The sequence below is a fragment of the Sagittula salina genome (assembly GCF_017813235.1).
In the GTDB taxonomy this organism is placed as follows: Bacteria; Pseudomonadota; Alphaproteobacteria; order Rhodobacterales; family Rhodobacteraceae; genus Sagittula; species Sagittula salina.
This window is the reverse complement of the sequence record NZ_JAGISH010000009.1, coordinates 20,652-38,874: the sequence shown is the minus strand read 5'-3', so window position 1 is coordinate 38,874 and position 18,223 is coordinate 20,652. Positions and strand designations below refer to the sequence as shown.

Sequence of the window (18,223 nt, the reverse complement as noted above, 5' to 3'; positions counted from 1 at the left end):
GGGTTTGAAATGGCGCTGAAGCTGCACGGCAGGATCACCGCGGATGGCACGCAGGCCCAGGCCGAGCTGCGCAAGACGGCGTCCGAAACGGATCGGTTGAGCGCCGCAACCAAGGGCCTGACCCAGCGGGGACAAGACGCCGGCCGCGCGATAGGTGGGGCTGCGACGCAAAGCACTCAGCTCGCCCGCACCGGCGAAATGGCAGCAGGGTCGGTCGCGAACCTCACCTCGCAGTTCAACGACATCGGCGTCATGCTGATGGCCGGTCAAAACCCGCTGCAGCTGGCGATCCAGCAAGGTACCCAGATCGGCCAAGTTTTCCAGCAGACCGGCGTGAAAGGCGCGGCAGCCTGGAAGATGATCACGACCTCGGTCGCGGCAATGCTGAGCCCCATCAACCTGATCACCATCGGCTCGATCGCGGCCATGGGCGTCGTTGCGAAGCTCTTCTCCTCCTCCGAGGAGAAGGCGGAGACCTACGAGGATCGGGTCTCCTCGCTGAGCGACCGGATCAAGGAATACAAGGAAGGCAGTGAGCTCGCATCTGCCACGACGAAGGAGCTTGAGGAACGCTTTGGCTCGGCCGCCATCGCCGCGCAGGGATATCTGAAGTCGTTCAGCGCGACATCGCTTCGTGGCCTGCAGGAGGCGCAGCGCGCTGCCATCCGCACGCTTCTGGACGAGACGCAGCTGGACGTCCCGAAGTGGGACATCGGCGACCAGGCGGCCATCGGGGAATTCTTCGACCTCTCCCTCCTCGGGCGTGGACGCAAGGAACGCCGCGCGGCCATCAATGAGGTACTCGCAAGCTATACGCAGCTGCATGATGCGGCGTCCCAGAGCACTGACGAGCAGCTGGCGGCCGCCCAACGCCTGCGCGAGGCACTCATTGCCGGCGCTGAACTCCAGGACGGGATCAGCGCAGCCGAGAACGAGCGTATCGCCGGCGTCGAGGAGCTGATCCAACGGCTTCTGGAGATCAAGGGTCTGGAGCCCGCCCCCGCGCGCGATGCCGCCAAAGCTGGCCAGGCCTGGGCAGAGTACCAGCGTTCACGGATCCTCGGTGAACGGCAGTACCAGGAGACACTCCGACAGACACAGGCAGCACGGGCATACGGGCCTTATCAATCGAGCCGTACCGCCTCTGACGCGGCGCTGGCCAGCGCCCGCGAGATGCTCGATACCATGCGCGAGGAGAACGCCCTTCGCAGTCTCGCGGCAACCTACGGCGAGGACAGCCTTCAAGTCCTGCGCGCCCAGCAGGACGCGCAGCGAGCCGTCTTCGATGAGACATTGGGGACGCTGGACGTCGCCGAGAGCATGAAGGAGGAACTCCGGGCCGCGTTCCTGGAAGGGCAGTCCCTCGCCGCCCTGGACATTGCCGGCGGCATCTGGGGAGCCGCCGAGGCTGCGTCGCAGCTCGCCTCCAACCTCTCCCGAGCCGCCGCCCAAAAGGCCGCGATGGCAGCGATCTCCGGATCGCAACAGACCGCCGCGCGCTCTCAGATCATGCTCGACACTGTCGGCAAGCCCGTCGAACGCGCCGGCCGCCTAGCTGCCGATGACTTCCAGCGGTCGCTGCCGGATGGAGGCTACGGCATGATCGCATCCGGCCGCATCGGTCAGCTGAAGGAAATGGAGAGCACGGTCAAGGCAGAGGCAGAGAATGCCGCGCGCCTGGCGCAGGAAGCCCAGGCCGCCGATACCGCCTATGCGAAGCTCCAACACTCGCTGACCAAGGGCGCTGGCGGCAAAGGCAAGTCGCCCACCAAGAAGGAGCGCGACGAGGTTCAGGACCTGCTGAAGGATTACGATCGGCGGCTTGCGATCCTTCGCGAGACCGACCCGGTCGAGCAGGAACTCCTCCGCCACGCGGAGGCCCTGACGAAGGCGGCTCAGTCTCAGGTGGACGCCGTCCGACAGAAGATCGAAGCCCTGCAGAATGAAACGACGCTGCAGGAGCGTATCAAGGGGCTGCAGGACTTCAGCGGGTCACTGATGCGTGATGGCCTCGATCTGATGCGCGCGAAGGGGGATGCAGCCTACCAGATCTGGGACCGGATCGGCACCAAGATCCTCGACGTGATGGCTGACGCCCTGATCATGGGTGAGGGTCCTCTTGGCGGTCTCTTCGGCGGTGGCATCGTCCCGTCGATCTTCAAGCTCTTCGGGTTTGCCGACGGCGGGATGACCTACGGGCCGGGGGGATCGCGCGACGATCGTATCCTGGGGTGGTCTGCCACCGGCCCCTACCGGAAGAGCCCCGGTGAATTCGTGGTGAACAGCGACGCCACGGCCCGGCATCGTTCCTTGCTGGAGGCGATCAATGCCGGCGCCCCGCTGCCGCTGCCCCGGTACGCGGACGGGGGCTCCCTCTCCGGGGCTGCTCCGAGGCCTTGGGCCGACATGCCGATCATCATCGAGAACCACACCGGGGTCGAGTTCAAGGCCCGCGAAGGGGGTCGAGATGCCTCCGGCCGGCGGCGGATACGCTTCGAACTGGCGGAGGCCGTCGGTCAAGGCATGTCGGTTCGTGGCGGGGGCGCGGACCGCCGCATGAAGCAGCTCGGATTGCGACAGACGGGGCCGCGGCGATGAGCTATCCCGCCTGGCCCTCCGACGTCCCGCAGCCGCGCCGCGACGGCCATAGTCGCGGCAGGCAGGACACCCGCCGGATGCGTGCCACCGACAGTGGCGCGCCTGTCTTCGAGCGCCGCCTGACGCTCACGCCGCATCCGATGACCGTGACGCTCACGCTGACGCAGCCTCAACTGGCGACGTTCTGGATGTTCTTCGATGTGACCTGCCAGGGTGGCACGCGCTATTTCTGGATGCCCGATCCGGTGCGCGATGGCTGGCCGCTGCTCGACGAGACCGGCGCGCCGTTGCAGTTCGAGGACGGCTCGCCCTGGTTCGACGAGGCGCGGATGCTCTGCGCCTGGGGCACCACCCAGCCCGAGGAGGGCAACTGGCGCGGCAGATCCCTCGACATCCACTTCGACCTGACGGTGATGCCATGAGCCGGCGCCTCTCCCTTCCCGGACGCCGCCATTTCGACGGGCTGGACACGGCCTCGGTGCCGCTGGTGCTGATGGAGATCACGCACCCTGAGATGAACGCCCCGCTGCGGCTGTCGACCGACATGACGGAACGCCTGTCGACGGACCCGCTGCGCTATGGCACGCGCTGCGGCTGGCGCGGGGCAGACCTGGTCGAGGAGCCCTGGCTCTTTGTCGGCGTCGATGTCGAGTGGCCTGGCGAGATCGAGGATACGATGCCGGAGGCGCGGCTGACGCTCTCCCTGGTCCAATCGTCGATCCTCGACCTGCTGCGTTCGATCCTCACACCCGCCACCTGCCACATGGCGCTGATGCTCTCCGGGCACCTCGGTGCCGGCCCCGAAGAGGTCTATCTCGATCTCGAGCTGCGCAGTGCGGAAGCGGACCTCAGTGCCGGCGGTCGTGTGGAGCTGGTTCTCAGCCACGTCCCGATCGATATCGAGATGTTCCCCTCGCCGCGCATGACACAGCGGGCGTTTCCGGGGCTGTATCGATGAGCGCGTGGGTCTCCGAATACGTGGGCATTCCGCGCGTCGAACTGGGCCGCGACTGGTCCGGCGTGGACTGCTACGGCCTCGCGCGGCTGATCATGGCCGAAGAGCACGGGATCGAGCTGCCGTCCTACACCGGCGATTATGCCTGCGGGGCGGAGCGGGTGGAACTCGCGCAGTTGATCCAGGGCGCCGCTCGGGTCGGACCCTGGCACCGGGTCGATGACATTCAGCCATTCGACTGGCTGCTGTTCCGCATGCAGGGGCATGCCAGTCACATTGGTGTCGCGATCGACCCGGGGCGGATGCTGCACGCGCATGTGCACCGGGTCTCGGTGGCGCGCCTCGACGATCCCTCCTGGCGGTCCCGGCGCGTCGGCATCTGGCGGCACGCGGAGCTGATGACATGATCCGGGTCATCATCGCAGACGCGGCGCTGCCGGATCACCGCCGCTCGATCGAGATCGACGCCGGGATCACCGTCGCGGAGATCGTCGCGCGCGGTCTGCCCTATCTGCCCGAGGAGGATGCGCAGCGCGTGCGCGTCACGATTGGTGGAGCACGCGATGCTGTCGCGGTTCCGATGGGGCTTTGGCGCGCAGTGCGGCCCCGCCCGGGGAGCGTCGTGGTCGTGAGGTACGTGCCGGGCGCCGCCGTCGCCATACAATTCGCAATGAGCGCAGTCACCGGGCTGGGGGTGAGCGCTGGTGTCGCAAATGTCGTCGGCATCGCAGCTGGTGTCGCCGTGCTCTACGCAGGGGCGGCATTAGCATCCTCGTTGATCCCGGTGCCGCCGAAGCAGCACCAGACCCCGAAGGGCGAGGAGCTTTACCAGCTCGACGGCTGGCAGAACCAGGCAAACCCCGGCGAGGCGATCCCTTGGCCTGCGGGGCGCATCCGGATGGCGCCGCTGTTTGCCGCTCGGCCTTATTCGGAGGTCATCGGCGGCCAGCAGTACCTGCACGGGCTGTTCCTCTGGGGGCACGGGCGGCTCGACATCTCGAACCTGAAGATCAAGGACACGCCGATCGGGGAGTTCCCCGGGGCCATCTGGAACACGCGCGAGGGCACGCCCTCCGATGCGCCGCTGGAGATCGTCCGCGAGCAGGTGATCGAGGATCGTCTCGCGACGGAGCTGCGACCGAATCCGGCCGGAGACCAGAGGATCGTCTGGACCTCGCCGGGCCAGACGGACCGGGTGCGGGTGATCCTGCAATATCCGAACGGGCTTTACGGGCGGACCAGCAAGGGCGGGATCACCGGCGCGCTGGTCCGCGTCGAGATGCGGCAGCGCCAGGTCGGAGAGACCGAGTGGTCCAGCGTCTACGGCGTCCTGCCCCTGAGCGCGGAAACCACCAGCGGCTTCTTCCAGCAGTTCGAATGGCGGGTGCCGACCCGCGGGCGCTGGGAGGTCGACGTTGTGCGACTGTCCACGTCGATCAGCGCCACGTCGGTGGATACCACCTATCTGTCATCGATTGCCGGGATACGCGAGCGTGCTCCGCTGGCCTACGACGGGCCCTTGGCACTGACCGAGCTGAGGATCCCGGCGTCGAAGATCGCGAACGGGACGCTCGACACGTTCAACGGCGTGGTGCAGCGCTACGCGCCGGTCTGGACCGGGTCGGAGTGGCAGGACGGCCTGAGCCGCAACCCGGCCTCCGCCGCCCTGGCCATGATGCGGGGCGCCGCGAATGCCTATCCCGTCGCGGATGGCGCGATCCATTGGCCGGACATGGTGGAGTTCTTCGAGCATTGCGACGCGAAGGGGCTGAAGTTCGATCGGGTCCTCTCGGGCGATGAGACCTTCGGGGACGCGCTGCACGGCGTTCTGGCGGCCGGCCGCGCGACCTGGCGGCGGGACGGGACGGGCTGGGGCGTGATCATCGATCGGCCGCAGCCCTACGTCACGGACCGGCTCAGCCCGCTCACCGCATCCGCCATCACGTGGTCGAAAAGCTGGACGCGGCGGCCGGATGCGTTCCGCGTGACCTTCCGGGACGAGACGGCGGGCTGGGAGGAGACGGAGCGGATCATCCCCTGGCCGGGCTTCGAGGGCGAGCCGCGGCACTTCGAGGACCTCCCGCTCGATGGCAAGACCGATCCGTCCGAGGTCTGGATCGAGACGCGCCGCCGGCAATACGAACTGGACCACCGCCCGGACACCTTCAGCTGCATCCAGTCGAGCCTGCTGCGCACCGCCACGCGCGGCGATGCGGTGGGTCTCTCCTGCGATATTCTCGACGCTGTCCAGGTTGCGGCCCGGGTGCGGCGCGTCGAGGACCGGAGCGTGATCCTCGACGCGCCGGTGGTCATGGAAGAGGGTCTTCAATACGCGTTGAAGTGGCAGGTCTACGACGCCGGGGACACCGTGGGAGACACGGTGCAGGCGAGCCTCGCGACGGTGCCGGGCGAGACGCATGTCCTGATCCTGCCCGACCTGGCGGAGGTGCCGCCGGTGGGCACGCAGGTGCACTTCGGGGAGGCGATGCGCGTGGACATCCCGTGCCGTGTGGTCGGGGTCGAGCCCGCGGAGGACATGTCCTACCGCCTCACGCTGCAGAACGACGCCCCGGAGATCGACACGCTCACCGATGCCGAGGTGCCGCCCGCCTGGACGGCCGTCTCCGGCGATGTCGTCTACACCGCCGGCACGCCGGCCACGCCCGTGGTCGGCACGCTCACGCTGGAGGCGGCGGAATACGATTACACCGGCGCGCCCGCCGCCGCGGTCTCCGTGCCGGTCAGCATGCCGCCGTCGAACAGGGTCTCGATCGAACGCATCGAGGTCAGCCACCGGATCGCGGGCAGCGGTGCCTGGACGATCACCGATGTGCAGGGCAACGGCGGCAGGGCGCAGCTCGACTATCCCATCGGCACCACACTCGAGATCTTTGCCACGGCCATCTCCGTCTTCGGCGATCCGAGCCCGGCCACGGCCGTGACCAGCACGACCGTCACGGGCAACATCGAGGTGCCGGTGCCGCTCGACCCGGACGGCATGACGGCGCTCGGGGGCCTGGGCAATGCGTTCGTGACGGTCGCGACCGCGCCGGACACTGTCGAGCTGCAGCTGTTCCGCGCGCCACAGGGTGCGGCCCTGGATATCGGCAGCCATGCCGTGGGCGGCCCGCAGTCGGCGGCGTCCGGATCGAGCGTCACGATGATCGACGGCGACACGTCGCGCAGCTCGCTGCTGACCGCCGGCGACATGTCCGATGCCGGCGCCTGGACGATGGACGGGGCGAGCATCGCCGCGGGTCAGGCGGATCATGCGCCGGGCAGCTCAGGCAGCATCGCCCAGGACCTGACGCTGGCCGCAGGCGCGGTCTATCGCGGGCAGATCGTCGTGACGGGGCTGACCGCCGGAACCGTCACGGTCCGCCTGGCAGGCGGCGCGGGCGTCGAGGTCATCGAGATCGCCGCCAACGGCACGCAGATGTTCACCGCCACGGCCATCGCCGCATCGGATGCGATCGAGATCGCCTGGAGCGCGGATTGCGACGCGACCGTCATGTCCGTCCTGCTCTACCGCGCCTCGAGCACCACCGCGCCGCAGGGCGCCTGGGACTACTACGTCGCCCCGGTCAATGCGGACCGGATCGCCAACCAACCTGCGGGGCCGGTCCCCGCCACGATCATTTGAGGATTTGCACATGGGCAAAGTAACTGAAAAACCCTCACTGACCGGCGTCGATCAGCTCGTTGGCGTCCGCGACGGGACAGTCGGGCCTTTGGCCACTGACACCCTGGCCAACCAGCTCGTCGGGTCCGGACCGGTGGCAGAAGAATTGTCGGGCATTCGTCAAATTGCGGAGCAAGCGGCCGGCACCGGGGCAGCGAACGCCAGCAGCATTGTCAGCCTCGGGGCAACAGCCGCCACGTTGAATACCCGCATTGCCGCCGCCGAAAGTTTCCAGGCGACCGGAGGAAAAGTGGTGGATCCCGTAGTTGTATGGGCTGCCGGCAATATCACCCTGAGCGGCGCGCAGACCATCGACGGGGTGGCCGTGACGGCGGGACAGCGGGTCGGTGTCGGGGGCCAGACAAACGCCGCGCTGAACGGCATCTATGTGGTCGCGTCCGGCGCATGGACTCGCGCCACGGACATGGATGCCAGCGCCGAGGTGCATCTACGCACGACCTTCGTAAACGGCGGGACCACCAAGGGGGGGCACACGTACCGTTACAGCGTGGCAGATCCGGGTACCTTTGTGCTCGGCACCCATGCGATCACGGTGACCAAGGTCGCGGACGCAGGTGCCATGCAGGCCGCCTTTGACGCTCTCGCCGACACGGTGACGATCCAGTCGGTCAGCACCATCCCGACAACCGCCAGTGACGGCCAGAAAATGACATGGGCGCCGACCGGCGAGATCGCGACCTACTCCGTGGCGCGGGGACTGTGGCTGCGCGATGACGGCTCGCCTCTGGCCACGGTGCACGACGATTTCGAGGGCCAGGCCGGGTTCCTGGATGATCGCCGCGTCGCCCACCACCGGCGGGCTGTGCGCGGTTCCAAGGCGTTCCCCGCGACCTTCAACCGGATCGGAGCGAAGAGCTTGCTGGTCAACGGCGCGGGCGTGATGACCGGGGATACAACCGTCGCGACCGCACCTACCCGGACCGTGATGCTGATTCCGGCGGGATGTGCGAACCGAGAGATCTTCTGCGGACTGAGAGCACGTTCCACGGGCTACGTGGGGGTTATTATCGACGGCAACGGCAACGATCTCTTACGCCTGAGCTATGGCGGGGGAGCCATGCAGGTGCAGGAGGTGAACCGCACTTCCGGTGTAGCCACGTCGCTTGGTAGCGTGACCCTGACCGGCATCGACGACACTCAGGTTCAGCATTTCAAGATCCGCAAGGTCGGGACCGCTGTTACCGTGACCCATATCGGGACCGGTCAGACGCTCAGCATCACTACGGCGTATGCCGCCATGACGAGCGTCGGCGTATGGACCGCCACGGCAATCGGCGGCAGTGCCGTGGGCGAGGCCCATTACATCACGGTCTACCCGCTCGACCAAGTGGCAGGCCTGACCCTCGGGGAGGGTCTGAACTTCGCTGGCGCGATGACCTTGGCAAACGTTGGCGACCCCGACGCCATCGACACCTTTGATCTTACGGGGAACGGTCTGAAGGACGTCGTCTTTGCAGCGTCAACCAACAAGAACGGGAGGGTCGCAGGCGTCTACATCAACGAGCAAATCGCCCCGGGCAAGTTCGTGCGCCACACGGTGGACGAAAACGTCAACGCCACCACCACCGATCGCTTCGTAAAGATCGAAGGCATGTGCGTCTGGGACGTCGGCGACGGGGTCAAGGGGCTGGTCATCATCGACCAGCTGGCTGACGTGTTCTGGCTCTACCGCCCAGTCAACCCCACGCGGCTCAACGGCCGTTGGACCCGAGTGCGGCTGAACGTGGCCAACTATGCGAACGGGCAGGACTGCTTCGTCGCCGATGTGGATGGCGACGGACGCGAGGAACTGGTGGTCGCCTTTCAGGGAGCTGGCAGCGGCTCCGCGCTCACCAACGGGGGGATCGTCTGGTACAAGTGGACCTTCGGGGCAGATCCTCTCACCACCGCGAGCTTCGTGCAGAACACCATGGTCGTCCGCCGTGGGCCCTGGTCCTTCCTCAAGCGGGGTAAATTCCTTTGGCTTGGCGGGCAACAATGCCTGGCGTTCACATGTCGCGACAATGACCGGCAGCCCAACGGGCAGGGTGGCATCTATCTGGCGCGCCGCCCTGCAACGGTCACCGACCAATGGCCAATCACCACCCTTATGTCGGCTGCCGATGGGGTCGATGTCTGCTGGATCGACGCCGGAGATTTCCAAGGGGACAAGCGCGGCATCGACATCGTTTACGGGGTCAACGCCCAGCAGTCGGTCCGCTATCTCGCCGCCCCTGCGGCGCCGCTTGTCGATCCGTGGCCTTCCATCGAGATCGCCAACCTGGGCGTCGGCAGCGTCTACAACACCATCAGCATCGAGACGCCCGAGATGGCCCGGACCGCCGTCCTCGTGGCCTATGCTTATTATGGCATGGTTCTGCATCAGTATGTGGGCGGGTCTTGGCAGGCCAAACGCCTCTTGAGCTTCGATTACACGCACCCCAGCGAGAAGCCACGCGTGCCGTTCCTCGACCTGTTCGGAGACGGACGGCTCGTGAACCTGCATGCCGACAGCAATGGGTCAAGGATCTTGGCGCTCATTTTCGAGCGCGCCGCGATCTACGGGTAACGCTGATCGAGTTCGTCAAGGACCGTTCAACGCTCGGTTACGAGGGGCCCGCGGGAGGGGCTATTGAAGAGATAGCGGTGCCGGAGCGAGCTATTCAGGAAAATGCGTTGCTGTAAAGAAACGTGTCACTGACTGCAAAAGATCGCGTCACGCTACAGTCTGACCGCTGCAAAAATGGGCAAGGTGGTCAAGGCGCTGCGCGAAAAGTGCGGGCGTCGAAATTTTACCAATTGATAAAATTTCAACCTGTGGCACTCTGAACGAAAGAATAAACAGGGAGCCGTCATGACCAGTCCTTTCACCCCCGGTATCACAGCAGGGCGCCTCACCCCCGAGACGCTGTCATCGAACTTTTCCGACTTGCACGCACCCTACGACGGTCACGAAGCCTCCGTGGCGGCGGACCGCTGCTACTTTTGCCACGATGCGCCCTGCATGACCGCCTGCCCGACGGATATCGACATCCCCCTGTTCATCCGCCAGATCTCTACCGGCCAGCCACAGGCGGCGGCGCGCACCATCCTCGAACAGAACATCCTCGGCGGCATGTGCGCCCGGGTCTGCCCGACGGAAACGCTCTGCGAACAGGTCTGCGTGCGCGAAACCGCCGAGGGAAAGCCGGTGGAGATCGGTCGCCTGCAGCGCCACGCCACCGACAGCGTGATGGCGTCGAACGCGCATCCCTTCACGCGGGCGCCATCCACTGGCAAGCGCGTGGCGGTGGTCGGTGCCGGCCCGGCGGGCCTGTCCTGCGCGCACCGGCTGGCCATGCTGGGCCATGACGTGGCGCTCTTTGATGCCAAGCCGAAGCCCGGCGGCCTCAACGAATACGGCATCGCCTCCTACAAATCGACCGAGGACTTTGCCGCCCGCGAGGCCGCATGGCTGATGCAGATCGGTGGCATCACCCTGCACACCGGGCGCAAGCTGGGCGTGGACGTGACGCTTTCTGAATTGCAGTCGGATTTCGACGCGGTCTTCCTCGGTCTGGGGCTTGGCGCGGTGAATGCATTGACCTGCGCGGGCACTGACCGCCACGGTGTCAGCAATGCGGTGTCCTTCATCGAGGAGCTGCGGCAGGCCTCCGATCTCGCGGCCCTGCCCATCGGGCGCAACGTTGTGGTGATTGGCGGCGGCATGACCGCGGTCGACGCCGCCGTACAGGCCAAGCTGCTAGGCGCGGAAAACGTCACCATCGCCTACCGCCGCGCGCAGGACGCCATGCCCGCCAGCCTCTACGAGCAGGAGCTTGCCACCGCGAAAGGCGTGCGCATCCTGCCCAATGTCATGCCGGTGGCAATCCACGGCAACGGGACATGTGCCGAAATCGAACTGGAGTACACCACCACCGAGGGCGGGACGCTGAAGGGCACGGGCGAAACGACCCGCCTGCCCGCCGACCAGATTTTCCGCGCCATCGGCCAGACCTTCGTGCCCGCAGGCACCGACGGCCCGGCGCTGGAGCACGGCAAGATCGCGGTGGACGCCACGGGCCGTACCTCGATCCCCGGTGTCTGGGCGGGTGGGGACTGTACACCCGGAGAGGATCTGACAGTGGTCGCCGTAGCCGAAGGCCGCGACGCCGCCATGGACATCCACACAACGCTGACCGGGGAAGCCTGACCGTTTCTCTGCTTTTCACATACTCACGGCGCCGCGCAGCCCGACGCGCTGCCGACGCCGGAGACACAACAGAAATGGTCGCAGTCCACCCGGGACGGGCCACCCGACAGGAGCATACCCATGGCTGATCTTACCACGGACTTCCTCGGCATCAAATCTCCCAACCCCTTCTGGCTGGCCTCAGCGCCGCCCACCGACAAGGAGGTCAACGTCCGCCGCGCCTTCGAGGCTGGCTGGGGCGGCGTCGTCTGGAAGACGCTCGGCGCCGAAGGCCCGCCGGTCGTCAACGTCAACGGCCCACGCTATGGCGCGATCTACGGCGCCGACCGCCGCCTGCTGGGCCTCAACAACATCGAGTTGATCACCGACCGACCGCTGCAGGTGAACCTTGACGAAATGGCGCGGGTAAAGGCAGATTACCCCGACCGCGCGCTCATTGCCTCCATCATGGTGCCGTGCGACGAAGCGTCGTGGAAAGCCATCCTGCCACGCGTGGCAGAGACCGGCTGCGACGGGATCGAGCTGAACTTCGGCTGCCCGCATGGCATGGCAGAGCGTGGCATGGGTTCAGCCGTGGGCCAGGTCCCCGAGTACATCGAGATGGTCACCCGCTGGTGCAAGATGTACTATGACAAGCCGGTGATCGTGAAGCTTACGCCCAACATCACCGATATCCGCGGCCCGGCCAAGGCGGCGAAGAACGGCGGCGCCGACGCGGTGTCGCTGATCAACACGATCAACTCCATCACCTCGGTGGATCTCGACCTGTTCGCGCCCGAACCCACCATCGACGGCAAGGGCACCCACGGCGGCTACTGCGGGCCGGCGGTAAAGCCCATCGCGCTGAACATGGTGGCCGAAATCGCCCGCGATCCGGCGACACACAGTCTGCCGATCTCCGGCATTGGCGGCATCACCACGTGGCGCGACGCGGCGGAATTCATGGTCATGGGCGCGGGCAACGTACAGGTCTGCACGGCGGCGATGACCTACGGATTCAAGGTGGTGCAGGAGATGATCCGCGGCCTGTCGCACTGGATGGACGAAAAGGGTTACACCTCCACCGCCGATTTCGTCGGCAAAGGCGTGCCCAATGTCACCGACTGGCAGTACCTGAACCTCAACTACGTCGCCAAGGCGCGGATTTCCCAGGAGGATTGCATCAAGTGCGGCCGTTGCTATGCCGCCTGCGAGGACACATCGCACCAGGCGATCTGGATGCACGAGGGCCGCACCTTCGAAGTCAACGACGCCGAATGCGTGGCCTGCAACCTCTGTGTCGACGTCTGCCCGGTGGAGAACTGCATCACCATGGAGCGTCTGGCGCCTGGTACCGTCGATCCGCGCACGGGCCGCACCGTCCCCGCCGAGTATGGCAACTGGACCACGCACCCCAACAACCCGATGGCCAAGGCCGCAGAGTGACTGGTACCGAAGAGTTCTCCACGAGAACTCTTCGTGCTGCAAAGGCTTTTCGTACGAAAAGCCTTTGCACGCCTCAGAGGTGAACGATCAGGTCCGATGTCCGGCAGATGATGACGAACTGGCCGCCGCATTCGATCATGTGAAAGCCGCGCCGGGCCACTTCCCCCACCAGCCTGCCGCGCCCGATCTCCCGCTCCAAGTCGTGCACGGCCCGCCGCACCACGCCGCCTTCGCGCACGGCCTTCGCGGCAAGGATCTGTCTGAGCCAGGGTTCGTTCGCGGGATCATTGGACAGGTGAACGGGGTGCATGCCCGCACCCTGTCGCGAATCCGGTTAATCCAAGGTGAAATTCAGGGCGTCAGAACACGCCGGAAGAGCAAGTCCAGATGCGCCGCCGCGCCGTCGAAATCCGCCTTTCCCATGACCGCGCGCACTTGCGTATCGAAATCGGCGTAGTGCTGCGTCTGCGCCCAGATCGAGAACAGGAGATGCCGGGCGTCGATCTTTGCCAGCCGCCCCTCTGCCACCCAGCCGTCGATCACTGCCGCTGTGTGGTCCACCAATGTGCGTAATTCGCCCTCCAATACCGGGAGCATCGCCGGAGCCCCGGCGAGGATCTCATTGGCAAAGAGCCTGCTCTCACGCGGGAAATCACGCGCCATTTCCAGTTTGCGCATAACGTAGGAGAGAAGTTCCCCGACCGGGTCGCCCGACGGGTTCAGCGCCTTCAACGGATCGAGCCAGGTTTCCAGAAGCTCCTGCAGCAGCGCCTCGTAGATCGCCTCCTTTGAGGGGAAGTAATAGAGCAGGTTGGGCTTCGACAGGCCCGCTTCGGAGGCGATCCGGTCCAGAGTGGCGCCACGAAAACCGGCCTCGGCGAAGACGGTCAGCCCCGCTTCGAGGATCGCGGCGCGTTTTTCGCGCTGGATTCGGGTGCCTCCGTTGGCTTGCACCGCTGCCGTTTTCTCCGTCATCCTGAGCCTCGACTGCATATTTCCTAAGCATTTGCCGCGGACCTTGGCAGAACGCTTGACTGATACTCGACCTTTGGTAGCGTTGTTTTGACCGATTGGTCAAATCGGAACAGCCCGCGACAGACGGGTCCAACAGAGAGTGTATGAAATGGCAGCAGAGATGACCAACCTCGCGGCGAACATGACCACGGATGGTGACCGCCTTTGGGACTCGCTCATGGAGATGGCAAAGATCGGCCCCGGCGTAGCGGGTGGCAACAACCGCCAGACCCTGACCGACGCCGACGCGGAGGGCCGCGCGCTGTTCCAGTCCTGGTGCGAGGCTGCGGGCTGCGCCATGGGCGTCGACGAGATGGGTAACATGTTCGCCCGACGTGAGGGTACGGACCCCGACGCGCTGCCGGTCTACATGGGCAGCCATCTCGATACCCAGCCCACAGGCGGGAAATATGACGGGGTTCTGGGTGTTCTCGGCGGGCTGGAGGTTCTGCGCACTCTCAACGACCTCGACATCAAGACGAAACACCCCATCGTACTGACCAACTGGACGAACGAGGAGGGCACGCGCTTTGCCCCGGCCATGCTGGCCTCCGGCGTCTTTGCCGGCAAGCACGCGCTGGACTGGGCATACGGACGCGAGGATGCGGAGGGCAAGACCTTTGGCGCCGAACTTGAGCGCATCGGCTGGAAAGGCGACGAAAGGGTCGGCGACCGCAATATGCACGCCATGTTCGAACTGCACATCGAGCAGGGCCCGATCCTCGAGGCGGAGAAAAAGGATATCGGCGTTGTCACCCATGGCCAGGGCCTGTGGTGGCTGCAATGCACGGTGACTGGCAAGGACGCGCACACCGGTTCGACCCCGATGGCCATGCGCGTGAACGCGGGCCTCGGCATGGCGCGCATGACCGAGGCCGCGCACCAGATCGCCATGGCGCACCAACCGCACGCGGTGGGCGCCGTGGGGCACTGCGACGTCTACCCGAATTCGCGCAACGTGATCCCCGGCAAGGTCGTCTTCACCGTCGATTTCCGGTCGCCCGACCTGGGTAAGCTGACCTCGATGCGCGAGCAGTACGAAGCGAAGGCAAAGGAAATCGCCGACGAGCTTGGCCTCGGGCTGGAAATAGAGCCAGTCGGTCACTTCGATCCGGTGGCCTTCGACGAGGGCTGCGTGACGGCGGTCCGAAACGCGGCCGAACGGCTGGGGTACTCGCATATGGACATCGTGTCCGGCGCCGGTCACGACGCCTGCTGGATCAACGACGTGGCGCCAACCGCAATGATTATGTGTCCCTGCGTTGACGGGCTCAGCCACAACGAGGCCGAGGACATCTCGAAGGAATGGGCCAAAGCGGGCACCGACGTGCTGTTCCATGCCGTTGTGGAAACCGCGGGGATCGTCGCGTGACCTCAGGTGCGCGGCAGGCCAAAACGGACGGCGAAACCTTCGCCCTCCGCTGCTGTGTCACCGTCGCGCATGGCTTCGCGCAGCACCTGTTCCGCACGTGCCATGGCGTCGCCCGGCAGGTCGCCGTCGGATTCGCCAGCGTTGTGCAGATCCTGCACCGAGACGGTCAGGCTCTGCTTGCCATTGTCCTCGGCGGTCTCGAACATGGTGCCGAGCGCGTGCTCGAGGGCGTCGGTGGTAGTGTCGGACATGGCTCTTTCCTTGTTCTGGCGCCGCCTGGGCCTTCGGTTCAAACGCATGACGGACCTCCGGGTTCCGATTTCGTCGGGATCTGATTGCGGATGCTGCGCGCCCTGTCCCTCCTGCCTCTCCTCACCCCGACGGATCCGGGCGCGGCGGGCGTTCAGACGTGGGACTGGCAGCTGATGACCGCGCCCTTCGACCTGCGCCGCACGGTAGATGTCATGGACCCCGACCCGCAAGACCATCCGAATGCCGACATCGACGCGCTGGACGCGCGCGGCGTTGGGTGGATCCGCTGCCTTTCGATCGGCACCCGAGAGGCCGGGCGTACCGACCCGACGTCCGAAGATGTGCTGGGCAACGCTCTGCCGGACAGGTCGGACGAGCGGTTCCTCGACATCCGGCGGCACGATGTGCGGCTGCCGATCATGGCGGAGCGGTTCTGCAATGCGGGCTTCGATGCGATCGAACCGGACAACATGGACGCGCAACTGAACGACAGCGGCTTGGGCCTGACGGCTGGAGACACCACCGGGCACTTCCGGATGCGGCTCGCCCGGGCCGATGCAATGGGCTTGCAGACCGGGCGGAAGAACACCCCCGATCTCGTGGCGCGCCTCGAACAGTCGATGGATTTGGCCATCTTCGAAAGCGGCTCTCTCGACGGCGGGTGTGGCGCCGACCAGCCCCGTCGTGACGCGGGCACGCCGGTCTTCGCCGCCGAATACAGCCACCCGCGCCGCACCCCTTGCGAGGCCGCCAGGAAATCCGGCCGCTCGCGGACCTTCCAGGACCGCGACCGGACCCGCGACTTTGTCACCTGCGGGGATATGCCGTGACGCGCCGCCCCGCCATGTCGAACACCGCACGAAGAACCGCATGGCCGGTCCGTGCCCAACAGGGAGAAAAACCATGAGCACCACCGTCATCAAGAACGGCACAGTCGTCACCGCCGACCTGAGTTACAAGGCAGACGTCCTCGTCGAAGGCGGCAAGATCATCGAGATCGGCGAAAGTCTGAGCGGCGACGAAACCCTGGACGCCACGGGCTGCTACGTCATGCCCGGTGGCATCGACCCGCATACGCATCTGGAAATGCCCTTCATGGGCACCTACTCAAAGGACGATTTCGACACCGGCACGCAGGCCGCGCTCATGGGCGGCACGACCATGGTGATCGACTTCGCCCTGCCCTCGCCCGGACAGGGTCTGCTGGATGCGCTGCAGATGTGGGACAACAAATCCACACGCGCTCATTGCGATTATTCCTTCCACATGGCGGTGACCTGGTGGGGGGAACAGGTCTTTGACGAAATGAAGACCGTGATCGACACGCGCGGCATCACCACCTTCAAGCACTTCATGGCCTACAAGGGCGCGCTGATGGTGAACGACGACGAAATGTACGCCTCGTTCAAGCGTCTGGGAGAGCTGGGCGGCATCGCCATGGTCCACGCCGAGAATGGCGACGTGGTGGCTGAACTCTCGGCCAAGCTCCTGGCAGAGGGCAACACCGGACCCGAGGCGCACGCCTACTCCCGCCCGCCGCAGGTGGAAGGCGAGGCCGCAAACCGCGCCATCATGATCGCCGACATGGCGGGCGTGCCCCTGTATATCGTGCACGTCTCCTGCGAGGAGGCGCACGAGGCCATCCGCCGCGCCCGCAGTCAGGGCAAGCGTGTCTGGGGCGAGCCGCTGATCCAGCACCTGACGCTGGACGAAAGCGAGTACTTCAACACCGATTGGGACCACGCAGCGCGCCGCGTCATGTCGCCCCCATTCCGCAACCAGAAGCATCAGGACAGCCTCTGGGCGGGGCTGATGTCCGGCTCGCTTTCGGTTGTGGCGACGGATCACTGCGCGTTTTCGACAGACCAGAAACGCTACGGCGTGGGCGATTTCACCAAGATCCCGAATGGCACCGGCGGGCTCGAGGACCGCATCCCGATGCTCTGGACGCAGGGCGTGGGGACCGGCCGCCTGACGCCGGAGGAATTCGTCGCCGTCACCTCGACCAACATCGCCAAGATCCTGAACTGCTACCCGAGGAAGGGTGCGATCCGTGTCGGCTCTGATGCCGATATCCTCGTGCTCGACCCGGAGAAGACGAAAACCATCTCGGCGGCGACGCAGACCAGCGCCATCGACTACAACGTGTTCGAGGGCAAGGAGGTCAAGGGCCTGCCCCGCTTCGTCATGACGCGCGGCCATTTGGCTGTGACCGACGGTGCGCTGAGCTCGCGCGAAGGCCACGGCGAATTCGTCGCCCGAACACCGAACACGCCGACCAACACCGCGCTTTCACAGTGGAAGAACCTTACCGCCCCCCGCCCGGTGCAGCGCTCCGGCATCCCGGCCACCGGGGTCTGACCGCACCATGACCGGACCGCGCGCCCAAAAGACGGCCTGCCCGGCGCCGCGCCCCCTCCGGGGTGCGGGACCTGGCGCGCGCGGTCCGCTCACCGCCGTCGTGACAGGTATCGCGACTGGCATGACGACCGCCCTGAAGACAGGCGCGGTGCCCGAACACCGTCGCGCCCTCCCCCCTGCCGTCAGACGCGCCATGTCAGCCAGGTCAGCCAGGTCAGCCAGGGCGCGCGCCCAGCTTCTTCTTGGCAAAAATACTCAGATCCACCCTGCCGCCCGCGCTCAAAGCCAGCGGCTCTCCTCCGCGCCGCAGCCTGTGACTGCCCATGAAACCGCCGCTCGCACCTGGGTCCTGCTTCTCCGCTCTGCGAATAC

General features: G+C 65.9%; 14 protein-coding genes. 11 read left to right on the top strand and 3 right to left on the bottom strand.

What is annotated here, in order from left to right:
• The first annotated feature begins 9 nt into the window (after positions 1-9).
• The 8 genes from J5474_RS15765 (at position 10) to preA (ending at position 12,852) form a co-directional block, all read left to right on the top strand.
• A complete protein-coding gene (locus J5474_RS15765) occupies positions 10-2,598 on the top strand; it encodes a phage tail length tape measure family protein (RefSeq protein ID WP_209361890.1) in 2,589 nt (862 codons plus the stop codon).
• Positions 2,595-3,020 (top strand): hypothetical protein, encoded by a 426-nt coding sequence (locus tag J5474_RS15760; RefSeq protein ID WP_209361889.1) that lies wholly within the window; start codon positions 2,595-2,597, stop codon positions 3,018-3,020. Before J5474_RS15765 ends, J5474_RS15760 begins: the two co-directional genes overlap by 4 nt.
• Positions 3,017-3,556: a hypothetical protein gene (locus J5474_RS15755; protein WP_209361888.1), complete on the top strand. Its 540-nt coding sequence runs from the start codon at positions 3,017-3,019 to the stop codon at positions 3,554-3,556. Before J5474_RS15760 ends, J5474_RS15755 begins: the two co-directional genes overlap by 4 nt.
• Positions 3,553-3,960, top strand: a complete 408-nt coding sequence (locus J5474_RS15750; RefSeq protein ID WP_209361887.1) for a C40 family peptidase — start codon at positions 3,553-3,555, stop codon at positions 3,958-3,960. The genes J5474_RS15755 and J5474_RS15750 overlap by 4 nt, the downstream gene beginning before the upstream one ends.
• A complete protein-coding gene (gene gpJ, locus J5474_RS15745) occupies positions 3,957-7,196 on the top strand; it encodes a TipJ family phage tail tip protein (protein WP_209361886.1) in 3,240 nt (1,079 codons plus the stop codon). The genes J5474_RS15750 and gpJ overlap by 4 nt, the downstream gene beginning before the upstream one ends.
• A 10-nt stretch (positions 7,197-7,206) precedes the next feature.
• Positions 7,207-9,804 carry a hypothetical protein gene (locus J5474_RS15740; RefSeq protein ID WP_209361885.1) on the top strand — a complete coding sequence of 866 codons (2,598 nt, stop codon included), beginning with the start codon at positions 7,207-7,209 and terminating at the stop codon, positions 9,802-9,804.
• Between the two features lie 285 nt (positions 9,805-10,089).
• A complete protein-coding gene (locus J5474_RS15735) occupies positions 10,090-11,427 on the top strand; it encodes an NAD(P)-dependent oxidoreductase (RefSeq protein ID WP_209361884.1) in 1,338 nt (445 codons plus the stop codon).
• A gap of 120 nt (positions 11,428-11,547) precedes the next feature.
• On the top strand, positions 11,548-12,852 hold the full coding sequence (preA, locus tag J5474_RS15730; protein WP_209361883.1) for an NAD-dependent dihydropyrimidine dehydrogenase subunit PreA: 1,305 nt from the start codon (positions 11,548-11,550) through the stop codon (positions 12,850-12,852).
• Between the two features lie 73 nt (positions 12,853-12,925).
• On the opposite strand, the gene J5474_RS15725 is transcribed toward preA, so the two are convergent.
• Positions 12,926-13,162 carry a hypothetical protein gene (locus J5474_RS15725; RefSeq protein ID WP_209361882.1) on the bottom strand — a complete coding sequence of 79 codons (237 nt, stop codon included), beginning with the start codon at positions 13,160-13,162 and terminating at the stop codon, positions 12,926-12,928.
• 41 nt (positions 13,163-13,203) lie between these two features.
• A complete protein-coding gene (locus J5474_RS15720; protein ID WP_209361881.1) occupies positions 13,204-13,827 on the bottom strand; it encodes a TetR family transcriptional regulator C-terminal domain-containing protein in 624 nt (207 codons plus the stop codon).
• A 148-nt stretch (positions 13,828-13,975) separates the two neighbouring features.
• On the opposite strand from J5474_RS15720, the gene J5474_RS15715 reads away from it, so the two are divergent.
• Positions 13,976-15,238: a Zn-dependent hydrolase gene (locus J5474_RS15715; RefSeq protein WP_425342894.1), complete on the top strand. Its 1,263-nt coding sequence runs from the start codon at positions 13,976-13,978 to the stop codon at positions 15,236-15,238.
• Positions 15,239-15,240: 2 nt separating this feature from the next.
• Here the strand turns inward: J5474_RS15715 and J5474_RS15710 are convergent, their stop codons facing one another.
• Positions 15,241-15,489, bottom strand: coding sequence for a hypothetical protein (locus J5474_RS15710; RefSeq protein ID WP_209361880.1), 249 nt, complete (start codon positions 15,487-15,489; stop codon positions 15,241-15,243).
• Between the two features lie 90 nt (positions 15,490-15,579).
• Here J5474_RS15710 and J5474_RS15705 point away from each other — a divergent pair, with 90 nt between their 5' ends.
• Positions 15,580-16,320 (top strand): endo alpha-1,4 polygalactosaminidase, encoded by a 741-nt coding sequence (locus J5474_RS15705; protein WP_209361879.1) that lies wholly within the window; start codon positions 15,580-15,582, stop codon positions 16,318-16,320.
• 73 nt (positions 16,321-16,393) lie between these two features.
• Positions 16,394-17,851: a dihydropyrimidinase gene (gene hydA, locus J5474_RS15700; protein ID WP_209361878.1), complete on the top strand. Its 1,458-nt coding sequence runs from the start codon at positions 16,394-16,396 to the stop codon at positions 17,849-17,851.
• Positions 17,852-18,223 lie beyond the last annotated feature (372 nt).

Excerpts from the sequence above, each read along its gene's own strand:
- J5474_RS15765 (WP_209361890.1), top strand. The coding sequence starts at position 10 with ATGGCGCTGAAGCTGCACGGCAGGATCACCGCGGATGGCACGCAGGCC.
- J5474_RS15760 (WP_209361889.1), top strand. The coding sequence starts at position 2,595 with ATGAGCTATCCCGCCTGGCCCTCCGACGTCCCGCAGCCGCGCCGCGAC.
- J5474_RS15755 (WP_209361888.1), top strand. The coding sequence starts at position 3,017 with ATGAGCCGGCGCCTCTCCCTTCCCGGACGCCGCCATTTCGACGGGCTG.
- J5474_RS15750 (WP_209361887.1), top strand. The coding sequence starts at position 3,553 with ATGAGCGCGTGGGTCTCCGAATACGTGGGCATTCCGCGCGTCGAACTG.
- gpJ (WP_209361886.1), top strand. The coding sequence starts at position 3,957 with ATGATCCGGGTCATCATCGCAGACGCGGCGCTGCCGGATCACCGCCGC.
- J5474_RS15740 (WP_209361885.1), top strand. The coding sequence starts at position 7,207 with ATGGGCAAAGTAACTGAAAAACCCTCACTGACCGGCGTCGATCAGCTC.
- J5474_RS15735 (WP_209361884.1), top strand. The coding sequence starts at position 10,090 with ATGACCAGTCCTTTCACCCCCGGTATCACAGCAGGGCGCCTCACCCCC.
- preA (WP_209361883.1), top strand. The coding sequence starts at position 11,548 with ATGGCTGATCTTACCACGGACTTCCTCGGCATCAAATCTCCCAACCCC.
- J5474_RS15725 (WP_209361882.1), bottom strand. The coding sequence starts at position 13,162 with ATGCACCCCGTTCACCTGTCCAATGATCCCGCGAACGAACCCTGGCTC.
- J5474_RS15720 (WP_209361881.1), bottom strand. The coding sequence starts at position 13,827 with ATGACGGAGAAAACGGCAGCGGTGCAAGCCAACGGAGGCACCCGAATC.
- J5474_RS15715 (WP_425342894.1), top strand. The coding sequence starts at position 13,976 with ATGGCAGCAGAGATGACCAACCTCGCGGCGAACATGACCACGGATGGT.
- J5474_RS15710 (WP_209361880.1), bottom strand. The coding sequence starts at position 15,489 with ATGTCCGACACTACCACCGACGCCCTCGAGCACGCGCTCGGCACCATG.
- J5474_RS15705 (WP_209361879.1), top strand. The coding sequence starts at position 15,580 with ATGCTGCGCGCCCTGTCCCTCCTGCCTCTCCTCACCCCGACGGATCCG.
- hydA (WP_209361878.1), top strand. The coding sequence starts at position 16,394 with ATGAGCACCACCGTCATCAAGAACGGCACAGTCGTCACCGCCGACCTG.